General features: G+C 64.7%; 16 protein-coding genes. 13 read left to right on the top strand and 3 right to left on the bottom strand.

The genetic code is table 11. The annotated features are described in order from the left end of the window. The first annotated feature begins 33 nt into the window (after positions 1 to 33). The 3 genes from ACFW0H_RS15580 (at position 34) to ACFW0H_RS15590 (ending at position 3,003) form a co-directional block, all read left to right on the top strand. Complete coding sequence (locus tag ACFW0H_RS15580; RefSeq protein WP_422914794.1) at positions 34 to 1,428, top strand: ethanolamine ammonia-lyase subunit EutB; 1,395 nt, start codon at positions 34 to 36, stop codon at positions 1,426 to 1,428. A 17-nt stretch (positions 1,429 to 1,445) separates the two neighbouring features. Further along, positions 1,446 to 2,279 (top strand): ethanolamine ammonia-lyase subunit EutC, encoded by an 834-nt coding sequence (gene eutC, locus ACFW0H_RS15585; RefSeq protein ID WP_422914795.1) that lies wholly within the window; start codon positions 1,446 to 1,448, stop codon positions 2,277 to 2,279. Positions 2,280 to 2,547: 268 nt separating this feature from the next. Continuing rightward, positions 2,548 to 3,003, top strand: coding sequence for a GNAT family N-acetyltransferase (locus tag ACFW0H_RS15590; RefSeq protein ID WP_422914796.1), 456 nt, complete (start codon positions 2,548 to 2,550; stop codon positions 3,001 to 3,003). Between the two features lie 43 nt (positions 3,004 to 3,046). On the opposite strand, the gene ACFW0H_RS15595 is transcribed toward ACFW0H_RS15590, so the two are convergent. Beyond that, entirely contained in the window at positions 3,047 to 4,633 is a 1,587-nt protein-coding gene (locus ACFW0H_RS15595) for a serine/threonine-protein kinase (protein ID WP_422914797.1), read from the bottom strand. Positions 4,634 to 4,784: 151 nt separating this feature from the next. On the opposite strand from ACFW0H_RS15595, the gene ACFW0H_RS15600 reads away from it, so the two are divergent. The 3 genes from ACFW0H_RS15600 to ppa all read left to right on the top strand — a co-directional run bounded on the left by ACFW0H_RS15600 (position 4,785) and on the right by ppa (position 6,879). Then, positions 4,785 to 5,444, top strand: a complete 660-nt coding sequence (locus tag ACFW0H_RS15600; protein WP_422914798.1) for a DedA family protein — start codon at positions 4,785 to 4,787, stop codon at positions 5,442 to 5,444. A gap of 10 nt (positions 5,445 to 5,454) precedes the next feature. Then, positions 5,455 to 6,273: a M90 family metallopeptidase gene (locus tag ACFW0H_RS15605; protein WP_422914799.1), complete on the top strand. Its 819-nt coding sequence runs from the start codon at positions 5,455 to 5,457 to the stop codon at positions 6,271 to 6,273. Positions 6,274 to 6,351: 78 nt separating this feature from the next. Next, positions 6,352 to 6,879, top strand: coding sequence for an inorganic diphosphatase (gene ppa, locus ACFW0H_RS15610; protein ID WP_004420411.1), 528 nt, complete (start codon positions 6,352 to 6,354; stop codon positions 6,877 to 6,879). 97 nt (positions 6,880 to 6,976) lie between these two features. On the opposite strand, the gene ACFW0H_RS15615 is transcribed toward ppa, so the two are convergent. Continuing rightward, on the bottom strand, positions 6,977 to 7,987 hold the full coding sequence (locus ACFW0H_RS15615) for an AraC family transcriptional regulator (RefSeq protein ID WP_422914800.1): 1,011 nt from the start codon (positions 7,985 to 7,987) through the stop codon (positions 6,977 to 6,979). A gap of 146 nt (positions 7,988 to 8,133) precedes the next feature. Here ACFW0H_RS15615 and ACFW0H_RS15620 point away from each other — a divergent pair, with 146 nt between their 5' ends. The 7 genes from ACFW0H_RS15620 (at position 8,134) to ACFW0H_RS15650 (ending at position 15,035) form a co-directional block, all read left to right on the top strand. Then, entirely contained in the window at positions 8,134 to 9,603 is a 1,470-nt protein-coding gene (locus tag ACFW0H_RS15620) for an aldehyde dehydrogenase family protein (protein ID WP_422914801.1), read from the top strand. Positions 9,604 to 9,653: 50 nt separating this feature from the next. Then, a complete protein-coding gene (locus tag ACFW0H_RS15625; RefSeq protein WP_422914802.1) occupies positions 9,654 to 10,793 on the top strand; it encodes an NAD(P)-dependent alcohol dehydrogenase in 1,140 nt (379 codons plus the stop codon). 22 nt (positions 10,794 to 10,815) lie between these two features. Next, positions 10,816 to 11,643, top strand: coding sequence for an alpha/beta hydrolase (locus ACFW0H_RS15630; protein ID WP_422914803.1), 828 nt, complete (start codon positions 10,816 to 10,818; stop codon positions 11,641 to 11,643). Between the two features lie 340 nt (positions 11,644 to 11,983). Next, the gene (locus ACFW0H_RS15635; protein ID WP_422914804.1) at positions 11,984 to 13,219 is read left to right on the top strand and encodes a tyrosine-type recombinase/integrase; all 1,236 of its coding nucleotides are present in this window, start codon (positions 11,984 to 11,986) and stop codon (positions 13,217 to 13,219) included. An 844-nt stretch (positions 13,220 to 14,063) separates the two neighbouring features. Continuing rightward, positions 14,064 to 14,321 carry a hypothetical protein gene (locus ACFW0H_RS15640; protein WP_422914805.1) on the top strand — a complete coding sequence of 86 codons (258 nt, stop codon included), beginning with the start codon at positions 14,064 to 14,066 and terminating at the stop codon, positions 14,319 to 14,321. Positions 14,322 to 14,539: 218 nt separating this feature from the next. Further along, entirely contained in the window at positions 14,540 to 14,755 is a 216-nt protein-coding gene (locus ACFW0H_RS15645; RefSeq protein WP_422914806.1) for a CsbD family protein, read from the top strand. A 43-nt stretch (positions 14,756 to 14,798) separates the two neighbouring features. Next, a complete protein-coding gene (locus ACFW0H_RS15650; RefSeq protein WP_422914807.1) occupies positions 14,799 to 15,035 on the top strand; it encodes a hypothetical protein in 237 nt (78 codons plus the stop codon). Positions 15,036 to 15,240: 205 nt separating this feature from the next. Here ACFW0H_RS15650 and ACFW0H_RS15655 read toward each other — a convergent pair whose 3' ends face one another. Then, positions 15,241 to 15,966 carry a Crp/Fnr family transcriptional regulator gene (locus ACFW0H_RS15655; RefSeq protein WP_422914808.1) on the bottom strand — a complete coding sequence of 242 codons (726 nt, stop codon included), beginning with the start codon at positions 15,964 to 15,966 and terminating at the stop codon, positions 15,241 to 15,243. Positions 15,967 to 16,147 lie beyond the last annotated feature (181 nt).

Here is a 16,147-nt window from a genome sequence, read left to right on the forward strand (position 1 = left end):
TCTACCCAGGCTCACCCGAGGACGGAGACACAGATGGCAAGCTTTTCCCACAGCGTCGGCGGCGAGACCTGGCGCTTCGACAGCCTCAAGGAAGTCATGGCCAAGGCCAGCCCGGCGCGCTCCGGCGACTACCTGGCCGGGGTCGCCGCCGCCAGCGATGGCGAACGGGTCGCGGCGCAGATGGCCCTGGCCGACATCCCGCTCAAGCACTTCCTCGATGAGGCATTGATTCCCTACGAGGACGACGAAGTCACCCGCCTGATCATCGACAGCCACGACCGCGCCGCCTTCGCCCCGGTGAGCCACCTCACCGTCGGCGGCCTGCGCGACTGGCTGCTCAGCGAACATGCCGACGAGGCCAGCCTGCGTGCGCTGGCCAAAGGCCTGACGCCGGAGATGGCCGCCGCCGTGTCGAAGATCATGCGCGTGCAGGACCTGGTGCTGGTGGCGCAGAAGATCCGCGTGGTCACCCGCTTTCGCAACACCATGGGCCTGCGCGGGCGGCTCTCCACCCGGCTGCAGCCCAACCACCCCACGGACGAGCCCGCCGGTATCGCCGCGAGCATCCTCGACGGCCTGCTCTACGGCAACGGCGACGCCATGCTGGGGATCAACCCGGCCACCGACAGCATCTCGTCCATCTGCGCCATGCTGGAAATGCTCGACGCCATCATCCAGCGCTACGAAATCCCCACCCAGGCCTGCGTGCTGACCCATGTCACCACGTCCATCGCCGCCATCGAGCGCGGCGTGCCGCTGGACCTGGTGTTCCAGTCCATCGCCGGCACCGAGGCGGCCAACGCCAGCTTCGGCGTCAGCCTGAAGGTCCTCCAGGAAGGCTACGAGGCGGGCCTGTCGCAAAAGCGCGGCACCCTCGGCAACAACCTGATGTACTTCGAGACCGGCCAGGGCAGCGCCCTGTCGGCCAACGCCCACCACGGTGTCGACCAGCAGACCTGCGAAACCCGCGCCTACGCCGTGGCCCGGCACTTCAACCCCTTCCTGGTGAACACGGTGGTGGGTTTCATCGGCCCGGAATACCTCTACAACGGCAAGCAGATCATCCGCGCCGGGCTGGAAGACCACTTCTGCGCCAAGCTCCTCGGCGTGCCCATGGGCTGCGACATCTGCTACACCAACCACGCCGAGGCCGACCAGGACGACATGGACACCCTGCTGACCCTGCTCGGGGTGGCCGGCATCAACTTCATCATGGGCATCCCCGGCTCGGACGATGTGATGCTCAACTACCAGACCACCTCCTTCCATGACGCCCTCTACGCCCGCCAGAGCCTGGGGCTCAAGCCCGCGCCGGAGTTCGAGGCCTGGCTGGAGCGCATGGGTATCCTGGTGCAGAGCGATGGCCGGGTGATTCTTGGCGAGCAGTTGCCACACGCCTTCCGCCAGGCCATCGCGCGACTCGCCTGAACTCCGAGGAGAGACGGATGAAAGACCCACGCCCCACCTCCGGCCACACCGCCAACCCCTGGCAGGAACTGCGCCGCCTGACCCCCGCGCGCATCGCCCTGGGCCGGGCCGGCATCAGCCTGCCGACCCACGCCCAGCTGAACTTCCAGTACGCCCACGCCCAGGCGCGGGATGCCGTGCACCTGCCCTTCGAGCATGCCGAGCTGTCCGCGAAGCTGGCCGAGCGTGGCCGCGACACCCTGCTGCTGCACAGCGCCGCCAAGGACCGCGACACCTACCTGCAGCGCCCGGATCTGGGCCGCCGCCTGGATGCGTCGTCGCGGGAGACGCTGCTACAGCACGCCCAGGCCAATCCCGGTGGCTACGACCTGGCCGTGGTGGTGGCCGACGGCCTCTCCGCGCTGGCGGTCCAGCGCCATACCCTGCCCTTCCTCGAACGCATGGAGGAACAGGCCCTGGCCGAAGGCTGGTCGCTGTCGCCGGTGGTGCTGGTGCAGCAGGGCCGGGTGGCGGTGGCCGACGAAGTCGCCGAACTGCTGGGGGCGAAGATGGTGGTGATCCTCATCGGCGAACGCCCCGGTCTCAGCTCCCCGGACAGCCTCGGCCTGTACTTCACCTGGGCGCCACGTGTAGGCCTGACCGACGCCTATCGCAACTGCATCTCCAACGTGCGCCTGGAGGGCCTGTCCTACGGCATGGCCGCCCACCGTTTGCTCTACCTGATGCGCGAAGCCTGCCGCCGCCAGCTCTCGGGGGTGAGCCTGAAGGACGAAGCCGAGGTGCCGAGCCTTGACGGTGAGGCGGACCGCACCCTGGCGGGCAACTTCCTGCTGATGGGGGCGCAGGACTGAGATCCGTGGGCGTTTGCCGTGTATCGGCCAGACGGCATTGAAATGGGCCCCGAGCTGCACGGGCGTGCCTCGAAAACCGCGCTCCCTCGGCCATCCTTGCCTTGTCTGGTGTCGGCTCGCGAATCCGCAAGGTGCACGGGGCAAGGATGCAAATCAAACGCTTGCTTGGATTGCGCTTTCAATTGGCTTTGGTGCAGGATCGAATCGCTTCGCTGGCACAGCACCTGCATTGCGAACATTGCCCCAACTACTGATATCGAGGCCCATCATGCGCATCGTCCAAGCCACCCTGGAGCACCTGGACCTGCTTACGCCGCTGTTCGTGAAGTACCGTGAGTTCTACGGTGAACTGCCGTTCCCGGAGTCCTCGAGAAAGTTCCTGGAAAAGCGCCTGAGCCGCCAGGAATCCGTGATCTACCTCGCCCTTGCCGATGACGACGGGCGCTTGCTGGGCTTCTGCCAGCTCTACCCGAGCTTCTCCTCGCTGGCCTTGAAGCGGGTCTGGATCCTCAACGATATCTATGTCGCCGAAGACGCCCGCCGCCAGCTGGTGGCCGACCGCCTGCTGCAGACGGCGAAGAAGATGGCGCGGGAGACCAACGCCGTGCGCATGCGCGTATCCACCAGCGTGAGCAACGAGGTGGCGAAGAAGGTGTACGAGTCCATCGGTTTCCACGAAGACACCGAGTTCACGAACTACATCCTGCCGATCAACAGCGACTGACACCGGCAACCCGCCCGGACCGCCTGGTCCGGGCGCGTCCTGCCTAACCCAAGCCCAGCCACAGCCCCAGCAACAGGGGCAGCCCCAGCATCAGTGCCACGGCCAGGCGTCGTGACCTGCCGCGCCGGTGTGCGGGCCGCTGCCGACGCGCCTGCACGAGCAGCCGCTCCAGGGCCGATTGGAACTCCGACAACGCTTCGAAGCGCGCCCCGGGGTGCGGCGCCAGCGCCTTGGCCAGCACGCCGTCCCAGCCTTCAGGCAGGTCCGCGAGCTGTCCGGCAAGCGGCACGTAGCGGCTGGCCTGGCCGCCCTCGGGCCGCGCCGCCTCCGGCCACCGCCCACTGAGCAACCAGTAGACCAGCGCCGCGAGGGCGAACTGATCGGCACTGCCATCCAGCGCGCGGCCATGCCGCAGCTCGGGAGAAAGAGGCACCGCCTGATCGGGAGCGGCCTGGCGAGCGACCCCGGGAAGGATGGCGGCGAACTCCGGCAACAGCAGCAGGCGCCCGTGCTCGTCCAGCAGAATCTGCCGGGGATTCAGCCAGAGCCCCTGCATGCCCCGCCGTTGCAGCGAGCGGACTGCCTCGATCAGTTGCACCACCAGGCCGAAGGTGGTTTCGGCATCCAGCGGGCCTTGGCCCTCGCGCCAGCGCGCCAGGCTCTGCGCACCGGCGCCAGGCAGGGCGAAGAGCTGGAAGGCATGCTGGCGGCCCTGGCGTGGCGACAGCACCTGGGGCAAGGTGGCCACCGGGCTGCGCCGCAGTACCCATTCGCGCTGCCAGAAAGCCTCATCGGCGTCCCTCTCCGCCAGCCAGAGCAGCGCCTCGCGCCCCTCCGCCCTGGCACGGAACAATCGCCCTGGTGGCCCGTAGTCGCACGGTTCGAGCAAGGTCCAGCCATCCACCTGCATGCCCGGCACCGCCCCATCCAGCTTCGGCCAATGACCGCCCGACGCCGACGGCGGCAGCCAATGGGGCTCGCCGGGCAGAACCAGGGCAGCTGCACCGGGGGCGCCCAGCAGCGGCCCCAGCAAGTCGGCCAGATCGCCCGGCTGCAGGCCGGCGCCGGCTTTGCACAGCGCGCGCAGATCAGCCACTTCGAGCAAGGGCTGGGGCGCCATCAGCAAGGGCTGGTTCGGCGCCAGCGGCAGGCTGTGCTGGATCACCGCCAGCTCCGCCTGGCTGCCCAGGGGATTGTCGCGTCCGACCAGGCCATGGGCCTGCTCGCCGAAAAATCGCACCAGCCCGATGGCTCCGGCCTGAAGGAAATGCGCCTCGCCGTCCTGCACCAGGAGCAGGCCGGCACTCAGCTCCGGCACCGCCTCGCCGGCCTGGCGGCGGCGGAACAGCTGGAGGTTCAGCGCGGCCAGCACCTGCCGCGCCGCCTGGGTTTCGCTCCAGCCCTCGGGCGTACAGGCGTAGTCGGCGAACAGGGCGTCCAGGTACTGCCCCAGCATTTGCACCGCATTGGTGCAGGAACGCCCCCAGAGCAGCGCCACCAGCAGCAGCGGCGGACGCCCCCGCCGCCCCGCCACCCAGCCCGCGCGGGCGCGGGCCGCCTGGCTGGGCAGATCCAGCCCGTGCCCATGGGCGAGGCTCACGGCGGGGTGTTCCAACAACTGCAACGACATGGGCCCATCCTGAATCCGGGAAATCAGCGGAAACAGTTGCAGCCTTCATGCCGTTCACCATTCGGCCAACGGCTCGCTCTAGCTGTAAGACTTGCCCCTATAATGCGTCAGTTACGCCCTATACCTGCTCCTGCCATCGACAAGGCGCCTCATGGACTTCAACCCGATCGACCTCATCCTCCACCTCGACGTCTATCTGAATCAGCTGGTGAGCAACTACGGAACCTGGATCTACGCGATCCTGTTCCTGGTGATCTTCTGCGAAACCGGATTGGTGGTGACACCGTTCCTCCCGGGCGACTCGCTGCTCTTCATCGCCGGCGCGGTCGCCGCCGGTGGCGCCATGGACCCCCTGCTGCTCGGCGGCCTGTTGATGCTGGCGGCCATCAGTGGCGACAGCCTCAACTACCTGATCGGGCGAACGGTGGGCGAAAAGCTGTTCAAGAACCCCGACTCGAAAATCTTCCGCCGCGACTACCTGCAGCGCACCCATGAGTTCTATGACCGCCATGGCGGCAAGACCGTGACCCTGGCGCGCTTCCTGCCCATCGTGCGCACCTTCGCCCCCTTCGTCGCCGGCGTGGGCAAGATGCCGTATGCGCGCTTCCTCGGTTTCAGCGTACTGGGCACCCTCCTCTGGGTGGGCGGCCTGGTGACCCTGGGCTACTTCTTCGGCAACGTGCCCTTCATCAAGCAGAACCTGTCGCTGATGGTGGTCGCCATCATCGGCATCTCCATGCTGCCGATGGTGATCAGCATGGTGCGCAGCCGTCTTCGGCCTGCCGGCAAGAGCGCCGAACAATCGAGCTGACCCGCCGTCGATGTGGTCCTACCGCACCTGGCGCCGCCAGCGCATCCTCGCCCGTAACCCGGTCGACCCGCAGCAGTGGGCGGCCGTGCGCCGGCGCCTGCCGATACTCGACGGCCTGGACGAAGGCGAAGACCAGCGCCTGCGCGAGCGCAGCGTGCTGTTCCTGCATGACAAGCGCATCACCGCCCTGTCCGGCGTCACGCTTTCCCGGGAAGATCGCCTGCTGCTCGCCGCCCAGGCCCAGCTCCCCCTGCTGCACCTGCCGGACCTCAACTGGTACCAGGGCTTCCACGAACTGGTCCTCTACCCGGACGATTTCGTCAGCCCGCAGCGTCACCGCGATGCCGCTGGCGTCGAGCATGAATACGACGACGCGCGCAGCGGCGAATCCTGGCAGTTCGGCCCGGTCATCCTCGCCTGGCCCGGCGTGCAGGCCAGCGGCGGCTGGGACGGTTACAACCTGGTGATCCACGAGCTGGCCCACAAGCTCGACATGCTCAGCGGCGGCCCCAACGGCCTGCCGCCGCTGCACCGGGACATGCGCCAGTCCGACTGGGCGCTGGCCATGAAAAGCGCCTTTGATGAAATGAACGCCCAGCTCGACCGCGACCCCGATGCCGAAACGCCCATCGACCCCTACGCCGCCGAAGACCCGGCGGAGTTCTTCGCCGTCACCAGCGAGTACTTCTTCAGCGCCCCGGACCTGCTGGACCAGGCCTTCCCCGCCGTGTACCGCCAACTCCAGGCCTTCTATCGCCAGGATCCGCTGGGCCGCCTGCAGCGCTTGCAGGAAATCCATCCGGACTACCGAAACGCGACCAATGGATGAGCAGAACGGCGTGGCATCGGTGTCGGAATGTGCCTATAATCGCGCCCACTTTTTTGGCCCCACCTTTGGGAGTTGACCATGAGCTACAGCAAGATCCCGGCCGGCAAAGACCTGCCGAACGACATCTACGTCGCGATCGAGATTCCGGCCAACCACGCGCCGATCAAATACGAAATCGACAAGGACAGCGACTGCCTGTTCGTCGACCGTTTCATGGCCACCCCGATGTTCTACCCGGCCAACTACGGCTACATCCCCAACACCCTGGCTGACGACGGCGATCCCCTGGACGTGCTGGTCGTCACCCCCTACCCGGTGGCTCCGGGCGCCGTGATCCGCGCCCGTCCGGTCGGCGTCCTGCACATGACCGACGAAGCCGGCGGCGACGCCAAACTGCTGGCCGTACCCCACGACAAGCTGAGCGTCCTCTACAAGGACGTGAAGGAATACACCGACCTGCCGGCTCTGCTGCTGGAGCAGATCAAGCACTTCTTCGAGAACTACAAGGACCTCGAGAAAGGCAAGTGGGTGAAAGTAGAAGGCTGGGGCAACGCCGACGAAGCCCGCGCTGAAATCACCAAGGCGGTTGCGGCTTACCAGAAGTAAGCCCCCGGCTGCGACTTCCCTCCGAAGTCTCGCCCAGCTGCAGACAACGCCCGTATCGAACGATACGGGCGTTGTCGTTTCAGGGCCCGACTCCCGCTCATACCCGCCGCCGGGTATCCGACGGCCGCTCGCCAAATTCCTGTCGGTAATCCGCGGCGAACTGACCCAGATGGGCGAGTCCCCAACTCGAGGCGATCTCGGTGATCGACGCCGTCTGCTCCGGTTCGAGGAGCGCCTCCCTCACCCGCTGCAGGCGGACCTCCTTCACGTAGCGCATCACCCCGATATCGCGCCATTGGTGAAAGGCCCTCTGCAAGGTCCGGATACTGCAATGGGCCGCGGCGGCGATCGCCGCCAGCGTCAGTGGCTGCCCGGCCTGTTCATCGATGAACGCCATGGCACGCCTCAGGCAGGCCGGGGCGATAGCGCTGGCCGCTCCAGGCAGCCCGGCCACCCGGTCCGCGACCAAGTGCATGATCAGCAACTCTTCCGCACGCGGCAGCAGCATCGCCCTCAAGGTCTCCGGCGTATCGGGGTGCAGCAAATGCCGGAGCATCTCCACGGAGGCCAGCCAGCGATCGCGCTGTCCCGGCGCATCCAGCACCCAGGAGGACAGTCCTCCCGGCAGCGACCGCCCGGACAGGCGCCGCCAGAACTCATCCACCCGCCGCGCATCGATGCGCACGCCCAGCTGCACGTTGTCCAGGTTGTAGCGGTAGCTCGATTGCGCATCCGGGGCGATGACCACGGTCGAGCCGGCCTTTCCCATGTGTTCGAGGCTTCCGCTGCGGATGTCCGCACGCCCCGCCAGCGTGGTGAGCACCAGGACGAAGTCCCCGAAAACCTCCGGCTCGATCGAAATGTCCGCCCCGTATGTGAACCAGGACAGCACAACGCTCTCGCCCTGCAGCCGTGACATGCTGGCGGGCCAACGACGCTGGCGGGCCGCACGGAAGCGGTAGGGACAAAACACCCGGCCGACTTCTTCACGGGCGCGCTCCAGGTCCGTGGACTCGAACACCAGCGCGCTGCGCGGAATGTCGCCATGGAGCAGCGACGAGCCGAATGACCTGGGTGGCGTTCCGGGATGGGAAAACGGGGTGTTCACGTTCTGCTGCCTCCATGACACGAGGACCTGGCCTGTGGAAAAAGGGCGCGTTTCCGATGCGGATGGCGCCCGATAGATAGCCGGCCCGCTGACGCTCGGCCGACCATGGGGCCCTGTCGCCTATCGATGGAGCCTTGCGTAGAACCATGAAACCTTCACTCAAGAAAAACTATACGGCCTACATCAACGGTGGATTTGTTCCGTCCCACGGAGCGGTGTTCGCCGCCACCAATCCCGCCACGGGCGAGCACCTCGCCGACATCGCCCGCTGCGATGCCGCCGACGTCGCCACGGCGGTCCAGGCCGCGCAACGGGCCCTGCCCGGCTGGAAGGCCACGAGCTACGAAGAACGCGCCGCCTTGCTGAACCGGCTCGCCGACGCCCTGGAGAAAGAGCTCCCGCGCCTGGCGCTGATCGACGCCCTGGACATTGGCCGGCGCATCGCTGAAACCCGCCTGGACCACCAGAAAGCCATCGCCCAGTACCGCTATTTCGCCGGTGCGATCCTGACTCACGAGGGGTACGGGCGACCGATCCCGGACGGCTACCTGATGGTGAAGCGCGAACCCATCGGCGTGGTCGGGCAGATCATCCCGTGGAACGTGCCGGCGCTGATGGTCGCCCTCAAGGTGGCGCCGGCGCTGGCGGCGGGCAATACCCTGGTGCTCAAGCCCGACGAGAACGCCTCGCTGTCCACCCTGGAGTTCGCCGAGATCGCCGGCGGCATCTTCCCGCCGGGGGTCATCAACGTGGTGCCGGGATATGGCGAGGAAGTGGGCGCCGCCCTGACCGCCCACCCGCAGGTGGCCAAGCTGGCCTTCACAGGCAGCCCCGAGGTCGGACGGATCATCGCCCACGCCGGTGCCGAACGGCTGGTGCCGGTGTCGCTGGAACTGGGCGGCAAGAGCCCCAACATCGTGTTCCCGGATGCCGATGACCTCGATGCGGTGGTGGATAACGCCCTGTTCGCCGCCATGTACTGCAATGGCCAGTCCTGCCTGGCCGGCACCCGCCTGTTCGTTCACGACGACCTCTACGCGCCCTTCGTGGACAAGCTCGCCAGCGCCGCCTCCCGCCTGAAGGTCGGTAACCCGCTGGACGAATCGGTGCACCTGAGCTGCCTGGTATCGGCCAAGCAAGGGAAACGGGTGCTGGAGTACATCGACATCGGCAAGAAGGAAGGGGCCAAGGTCCTCTTCGGCGGCGAGCGCGAGCCCGTCGCGGGCTGCGAGGCCGGCTACTTCATCCAGCCGACCCTGCTGGAAGTCCGCCACGGCATGCGCGTGGCCCAGGAGGAAATCTTCGGGCCGGTACTCAGCATCATCCGCTGGAGCGATTACCAGCAGATGCTGAAAGAGGCCAACGGGGTCCCCTATGGACTCGCCGCCGGTCTCTATACCGCCGACCTGGAAAACGCGATGCGCACCGCCGACGCGCTGGAAGCCGGATCGGTCTGGATCAACCAGTACTTCAACCTCAGCAGCGGCGTTCCCTTCGGTGGGGTCAAGGAAAGCGGCATCGGGATCGAACACGGCCGTGAAACCCTGAATCTCTACTCGCAGGTGAAGTCGATCACCGTCCGCAACCGCGTGATCGAACCCTGGTACCTGGGTTGACCTTCGATTTCCAGGCGCCACCAAAGGCGGCGCCGGCCAGGAGACGATCCATGAATAAACCTGAATTCCACGACATCCTCGCCGCCGTCACCCGCGCCAAGGGCGAGCCGTTCAGGCTCGAGGCGGCCCGCCTGCGGGCACCGCAGGGCGACGAGGTGCTGGTGCGCATCGTCGCCAGCGGCCTCTGCCATACCGACCTGATCATCCGCGACCAGTACTACCCCGTGCCCCTGCCGGCGGTGCTGGGGCACGAGGGCGCTGGCATAGTCGAAGCCATAGGTCCGCAAGTCAGCTCCCTCGCCGTCGGCGACCACGTGGTGCTGACTTACGGCCACTGCGGACATTGCCTGCCCTGCAGCGCCGGACTTACCTCCTACTGCACCGACTTCTACGCCCATAACTTCGGCGGGGCCGACAAGGAGGGCAACTGCGCCATCGTCGACGCCAACGGCGAGCCCCTGCACGACCACTTCTTCGCCCAGTCCTCCTTCGCAACACTCGCCCTGAGCCGCGAAAGCAGCGCCATCAAGGTGTCGAAGGACGCGCCCCTCGAACTGCTGGGGCCGCTCGGCTGCGGCATACAGACCGGCGCCGGCGCCGTCATCAACTCCCTCAAGGTCTCCCCCGGCAGCCGCTTCCTCGCCCTGGGTGCCGGTGCGGTCGGGCTGTCCGCCGTGCTGGCGGCCAGGCTCGGCGGTGCCGCGACCATCATCGCGGTCGACCGGGTTCCCAGCCGCCTTGAGCTGGCCCGGGAGATCGGCGCCACTCATGCGATCGACAGCCGGGAGCCCGACTGGGTCGAGGCCATCAGGGAAATTACCGGCGGTGGCGTGGATTTCGCGCTCGAGTCCACCGGACGCCCGACCATCCTGGCCCAGGGCGTATCGGTCCTGGCGCCGCTGGGCGTACTGGGAGTGGTGGGCGCATCGCCGCAAGGCACCCAGGCCGCATTCGACCTCAACGACCTGATGATCGCGGGCAAGTGCATTCGCGGCATCTGCGAGGGCGACAGCGTGCCGCGCAAATTCATCCCGGAACTGGTTGAGCTGTACATGCAGGGCCGTTTCGCCTTCGACCGGCTGGTGAAGTTCTACCCCTTCGACGAGATCAACCAGGCCGTCGCGGACAGCGAGGCAGGCGTGACCCTGAAGCCGATCCTGCTCATGGACGGCCATCGACCCGCCCACTGAACACCCTCATCAGGACCTGAAAATGACCACCCTCTATCGCGGCATGGACCGCGCAACGCTCGATGCAGCCTACGACAACACCGCAGCGGTCGCGGACTTCCCCGCCATCCTGGCCGACTTCCAGTCCCGTAGCGCGCAGCTCTACGCCGGCACGGCCTGCCGGCGCGACCTGCGCTACGGCGCGCGCCCAAGGGAGCGCTATGACTGGATTCCCTGTGGCAGGACCGATGCATCCACCTTCGTCTTCATCCACGGAGGTTACTGGCAGAACTGCACCAAGGAGGATTTCGCCTTCATTGCCAGCGGACCACTGGCCAACGGCTTCAACGTCGTGCTGGCGGAATACACCCTGGCGCCGGAAGCCTCCATGAGCCAGATCGTCGGCGAAATCGGCAACCTGCTCGGCCACCTCGCTGCAGACCGCGATCACCTGGGCAGCGCAGGCCGTCCATTGGTACTCAGTGGCCACTCGGCAGGCGGTCACCTGACCGCCCAGCATCGTGCGCACCCGGTGGTGAGCACCGCGCTGCCGATCAGCCCGCTGGTGGACCTGGAGCCGATCAGCCTGTCATGGCTCGACGAGAAGCTGCGCCTCACGGCGCAGGAGATCCAGGCCTACAGCCCGTTGCGCCACATCGGTGCGGGCGCGCCAACCCTGGTTGCCGTGGGCGCCGCCGAATTGCCGGAACTCGTCCGCCACGCGGATGAATATGCAATGGCGTGCAAGGCCGCCGGTGAAACCGCCTCGCTGATCCACGTGCCGGACTGCACGCACTTCTCCGTACTCGATGATCTGGCACGGGCGGACGGTTTGCTGCTGGGTGCTCTGGCCGAAATGGCCGGGCACTGACGCAGGGCCGGGGGCCAAGCCAAGTACGTTTAGAAGTGGCGGTATGGGTATGAATTTGTTAGAGTTCGCGCCCGCAGCCAGGCCATGGTCCTGATGCTCGCAGACTTCTCAAGGCGGCCGGCGCTTACCAAAAATGAGCCCTGGCCACCCAATCAAAGCCGGCCACAAGCCGGCTTTTTTATTGCCCGCCATTTTCCACTGAAATCCACACAACCTAGACACCACGGGCATTTCAGCCTATTTTCAGTCCGTCAACCTCCACTCAAAATGACCGTGATCCGGCGAAAAGTGGGGGGACAAGTGGGGGGACAGATTCATCCCCCCACTGACAGGAGGACCGATGGGCAAGCTCAATCCCAAGCAAGTGGAGAACCTGGCGGAAGCCGGCACCTACGAAGACGGCGATGGCCTGCGACTGGACGTGAAATCCAGCGGCTCCAAGTCCTGGACATTCCGCTACCAGATGGATGGCCGACGCCGGGAAATGGGCTTGGGCAAGTACCCGAGCGTCCCGCTGAAACTCGCCCGTCAGCTAGCCGCCGATGCTCGCAAACTGCTAGCCAGCGGAGCCGATCCACTGGCGATCCGAGACGCCGAACGAGCTGCCAAGCGTGAGGCGGAACGGCAAGCCGCCGCACGCCAGCTGAGCTTCCAGATGCTCGCCACGGACTATCAGGCCGCGCATGGCACATCATGGTCGGAGAAGTGGCGCAAGGGTTGGCTGCGCAAGCTGGACCTATACGCTTTCCCCATCATTGGCAGATTGTCGGCGGATGCCATCCAGACGGAACACATCCTAAAAGTGCTGAGCCCAATCTGGGCGACCAAGACGCGTACTGCTGATGAAGTACGTGGGCAGATCGAACAGATCCTGGATGCAGCCAAAGCTCGCGGCCTGCGTGAAGGAGACAACCCTGCCCGCTGGCGTGGCCATTTGGCCAATCTGCTGAGCAAGGCCGAGAAGAAGAAGGCTCGCCAAAGGCAGCACTTTCCCGCCATGGATTGGCGCGATATCCCCAAGCTGATGGCCAAGCTATCGACGCTGCCGAACAGGGACTCCGTGGCGGCTCGCTTGCTGATCCTTACAGGCGCCCGCTCTCACATGATCCATTTCGCCCAGTGGTCGGAGTTCGATCTGCAAGCAGGCATATGGTCCCTTCCTGCCGAACGCATGAAAATGCGCAAGCCCTTCGACATCCCTCTAGCGATGGAAGCAGTTGAAATGCTGCAAGGGATAATTCGAACAGAAGGCAGTCCCTACCTGTTCCCCGGCCAGGGTAAAAGTGGCGTCATGCATGCCAATTCAATCCGCAAACTGCTGCACAACTTGGGCCATGACGACATCACCCGGCACGGCTTTCGCTCGAGCTTCAGGGACTGGGCGAACGAGCGTACTCACTACCCACGAGAGCTTTGTGAAATGGCGCTAGCCCATGATGAACGCGGCCAGACCGAGGCGGCCTATTCGCGCTCTGACTTTCTGGAAAAGCGCCGGGCCCTGATGGCTGACTGGGCTCGATATGCCACTACGCCACCAGCAGACAATATCGTAATCGGCGACTTCAAGCGTAGGTGACAGCATCTGCTGTACTAGCTGCCACTGACGGTACTATGAACACTCGTCCAATCGGCACTTCCTCTCCAAAGCACGCGAAGATGAGGTCATACACTGGCGATGCATCAAGGTAGATCTGGCCAAGACGGATAGAGGTCCAACATTCCCTTGCTTGATCCATAAGCCCGAGGGGTAAATTCGCAACCCTGGCATCGCCCCTTTTGCCGGCGGCGTCTTCTGGCAGGCACACTGTCGGGGACTGTCTCGATATCATCCTCCGGGGCTGGGAACGAGTAGAGTTCGGACCGGGAAAAGACCGGTCAGTGTGGTGACCTTTCACTAGGCATTCGTGGAACACGGGGCGTCCACGGCTCAACCGGCTTGTCGCTGTAGCTTGAGATTTTCATGGCACTCTCGACGACGCCCGAAACATTGCGGGCTGGTTCAGCAAGCATGTCCGGGCACATGACAGCTGTCAGTTCGCTATGGCACTTACGCTCTGTAAAGCACCAGGCTCAGGGCGTGGGACCCTGATGCGGCAGCAGTTCGTCATTCTGTGATACCCGCGCCGCTTCGTTCGCTTCCTCGGCACGCTGCAGCAGTAATTGACCGGGCGTCTTAATAAGTGGCCATCTCCTCGGAAGGGGCTTGCGCCGCAGGTTGGGCCCCATGTGAGTGTGCATATCCACCTCGGGGATGAGGGCACCGCGGTATGCAGTGCATCCTGTGCAGCATTGCAGGTCGCGTAGGCCAACTCGGTGCGTCAGCCCACAGATGGCTAAGTGTTCCAACGCACCGACTGCGAGCTGCGACCCTGACACCCTGCTTGCAGCACACAATCCCGAGTGTCCTGCAAGGAACCGCCATGACAGACGAAGCCGATCGCCACACTGCCGACCCTTCTGATAGCACTGCGCAGAAACCAGACAATCTCGCGCGCCGTCAACGAACACGCGCCCTCTATCACTTCCTCAGCAAGGTCGACGCGGTCATCAAGAAGAGATGCGTGCTTCTGCTGGAGCAACAGACCGAGGACAAGGCTATCAGTGGTGCGCCTCAGCGACAAAAAGCGCAGGCGCCCCCGTCCTTCGACCACTCCATCACCCCGCGCTGCGATGATTAACTCACCGGCCATGGCCCTGCTGAGGCTCCCAAGCGCTGATCCTCTGAACGCAGCCCGGCTCTCACCAGCGACTGTCTACCGCTTCCCGTCACTGCCCATGAGCTCTTGCAGCCCTAAGCGCGGTGGCGCACCGACCGATTGCTTCATCCCTGCCATGATGTCTTCGATGAGCGCTCGCCAGACCGCGAGCAATGCCATCCAATGACTGAGGACAAGCCATGAGCAGGGTTCTTGCAGACATTATCAAGAGCAAATGGCGAGAGCTGGTGGGGACCGCCAGGATCGTGTGGGATGAACTGACCGTAGCCGAACTGATTAGCTCTGAAGGGGATGCGCAGAAGTTGGCAAACCTGATCCAAGAACGCTACGAGATGACCCATGAGGAGGCTGAGAAACAAGTAGTCAGCTTTTTCGAGAGAAGCCGTACCCTGTAACTGCAAATGCAGCGTGGGGCCAGGCCCAGTAAGGGAGAGACCCATGATTAGTGCATACTTCGTCGTTTCGAGAAGCTCCGGTAACATCATCCGGATCACCCGGCGCGAGAGCCCTCCAGACGATACCCCCACCATCTTCAATGTGCCCATTTCGACCTCCAGCCAGATGCGCTACGACAGCCTGTACGCCAATGGCGAGGACCTGATCAGCCTGCAACGCGTCACCTGGCTGGCCAAGGCCAACAACGCAAAGCCCCAGAATTCGTGCCGGATAGACTGAAGCGCGAATTCCCGCCCTCTCTGCCTGGCCTGTATCCACGCCGACGTCCTGCCTGTCTGCGCGGACAAACAGGTGCCGCTACCCGCGAAGTGGACAACCCGCGCCCGGAAGTCCGGCGTCCAGCTGTACCCGATCCCGCGGCGCTCCCAACCAGAAACGGTCGGCCTTGCCTGGGCTGGCATCCTGCTACAGCTGAAACCACTGGCTAGCGCCTGATCGACGCTGCGTAGGGCAAAAGACGGTCCGTCTCCTTCTTGACCACGGCATAGCACTCGCAACTCAGCTCCTCGAGCCTGGGACGGTCAAGCACCGTAATGTGTCCGCGGTTGTATTCGATCACGCCGAGCTTCTGCAATTTACCAGCGGCATCGGTGACCCCCTCACGGCGGACACCGAGCATGTTGGCAATCAGCTCCTGGGTCATGGTCAGATGGTTGCCCGGCAGGCGATCCAGCGACAGCAACAACCAACGACACAACTGCTGGTCGATCGAATGGTGCCGGTTGCAAACCGCGGTTTGCGCCATCTGCGTGATCAGCGCCTGGGTGTAACGCAGCATCAGCTGCAGCAGATCGCCATGGCGATTGACCTCGGTGGTCAACCGCACACCTTGCAACCGGTAGGCGTGGCCGGCGCTCTGTACTATGGCTCGGCTGGGAGTACTTTCGCCGCCCATGAACACTGCCAGGCCGATAAGCCCTTCATTGCCGACTACCGAGATTTCCGCCGAAGCGCCGTTTTCCATCACATAGAGCAGGGAAACGATTGAGTCGGTGGGGAAATAGACGTGTCGCAAGGTGTCCCCCGACTCGTACAGAACCTTGCCAAGGGGCATCGGCACCAGTTCGAGCTGCGGGATCAGACGCTGCTGGACCTCCTCGGGCAAGGCGGCCAGCAGGTAATTATGCAAGGGCGAAGGCGTATCGGGCATGAGTGCCACCCGTGGACGAGACGGCGTAGAAAGGCCTCCCTTTGGTAACGATAGGCCACGGGAGCCGCAATTCTCCAATCGTCGGAAAGGCAGTTCGATCGATGTCACTCGTGCTTGTGCAGGACGCCTGAGTACCCATTTCCTCACCGGTCCAGAGCCTTGGCCCTTGAAGCGGCTGGCT

The organism is Metapseudomonas cellulosilytica (genome assembly GCF_049334135.1).
Classification (GTDB): Bacteria; Pseudomonadota; Gammaproteobacteria; order Pseudomonadales; family Pseudomonadaceae; genus Metapseudomonas.

What these genes read in the sequence shown, in the direction of transcription:
- eutC (WP_422914795.1), top strand. Translation starts at nt 1,446, where the DNA reads ATGAAAGACCCACGCCCCACCTCCGGCCACACCGCCAACCCCTGGCAG.
- ACFW0H_RS15640 (WP_422914805.1), top strand. Translation starts at nt 14,064, where the DNA reads ATGACAGACGAAGCCGATCGCCACACTGCCGACCCTTCTGATAGCACT.
- ACFW0H_RS15595 (WP_422914797.1), bottom strand. Translation starts at nt 4,633, where the DNA reads ATGTCGTTGCAGTTGTTGGAACACCCCGCCGTGAGCCTCGCCCATGGG.
- ppa (WP_004420411.1), top strand. Translation starts at nt 6,352, where the DNA reads ATGAGCTACAGCAAGATCCCGGCCGGCAAAGACCTGCCGAACGACATC.
- ACFW0H_RS15650 (WP_422914807.1), top strand. Translation starts at nt 14,799, where the DNA reads ATGATTAGTGCATACTTCGTCGTTTCGAGAAGCTCCGGTAACATCATC.
- ACFW0H_RS15620 (WP_422914801.1), top strand. Translation starts at nt 8,134, where the DNA reads ATGAAACCTTCACTCAAGAAAAACTATACGGCCTACATCAACGGTGGA.
- ACFW0H_RS15605 (WP_422914799.1), top strand. Translation starts at nt 5,455, where the DNA reads ATGTGGTCCTACCGCACCTGGCGCCGCCAGCGCATCCTCGCCCGTAAC.
- ACFW0H_RS15625 (WP_422914802.1), top strand. Translation starts at nt 9,654, where the DNA reads ATGAATAAACCTGAATTCCACGACATCCTCGCCGCCGTCACCCGCGCC.
- ACFW0H_RS15645 (WP_422914806.1), top strand. Translation starts at nt 14,540, where the DNA reads ATGAGCAGGGTTCTTGCAGACATTATCAAGAGCAAATGGCGAGAGCTG.
- ACFW0H_RS15600 (WP_422914798.1), top strand. Translation starts at nt 4,785, where the DNA reads ATGGACTTCAACCCGATCGACCTCATCCTCCACCTCGACGTCTATCTG.
- ACFW0H_RS15630 (WP_422914803.1), top strand. Translation starts at nt 10,816, where the DNA reads ATGACCACCCTCTATCGCGGCATGGACCGCGCAACGCTCGATGCAGCC.
- ACFW0H_RS15655 (WP_422914808.1), bottom strand. Translation starts at nt 15,966, where the DNA reads ATGCCCGATACGCCTTCGCCCTTGCATAATTACCTGCTGGCCGCCTTG.
- ACFW0H_RS15580 (WP_422914794.1), top strand. Translation starts at nt 34, where the DNA reads ATGGCAAGCTTTTCCCACAGCGTCGGCGGCGAGACCTGGCGCTTCGAC.
- ACFW0H_RS15590 (WP_422914796.1), top strand. Translation starts at nt 2,548, where the DNA reads ATGCGCATCGTCCAAGCCACCCTGGAGCACCTGGACCTGCTTACGCCG.
- ACFW0H_RS15635 (WP_422914804.1), top strand. Translation starts at nt 11,984, where the DNA reads ATGGGCAAGCTCAATCCCAAGCAAGTGGAGAACCTGGCGGAAGCCGGC.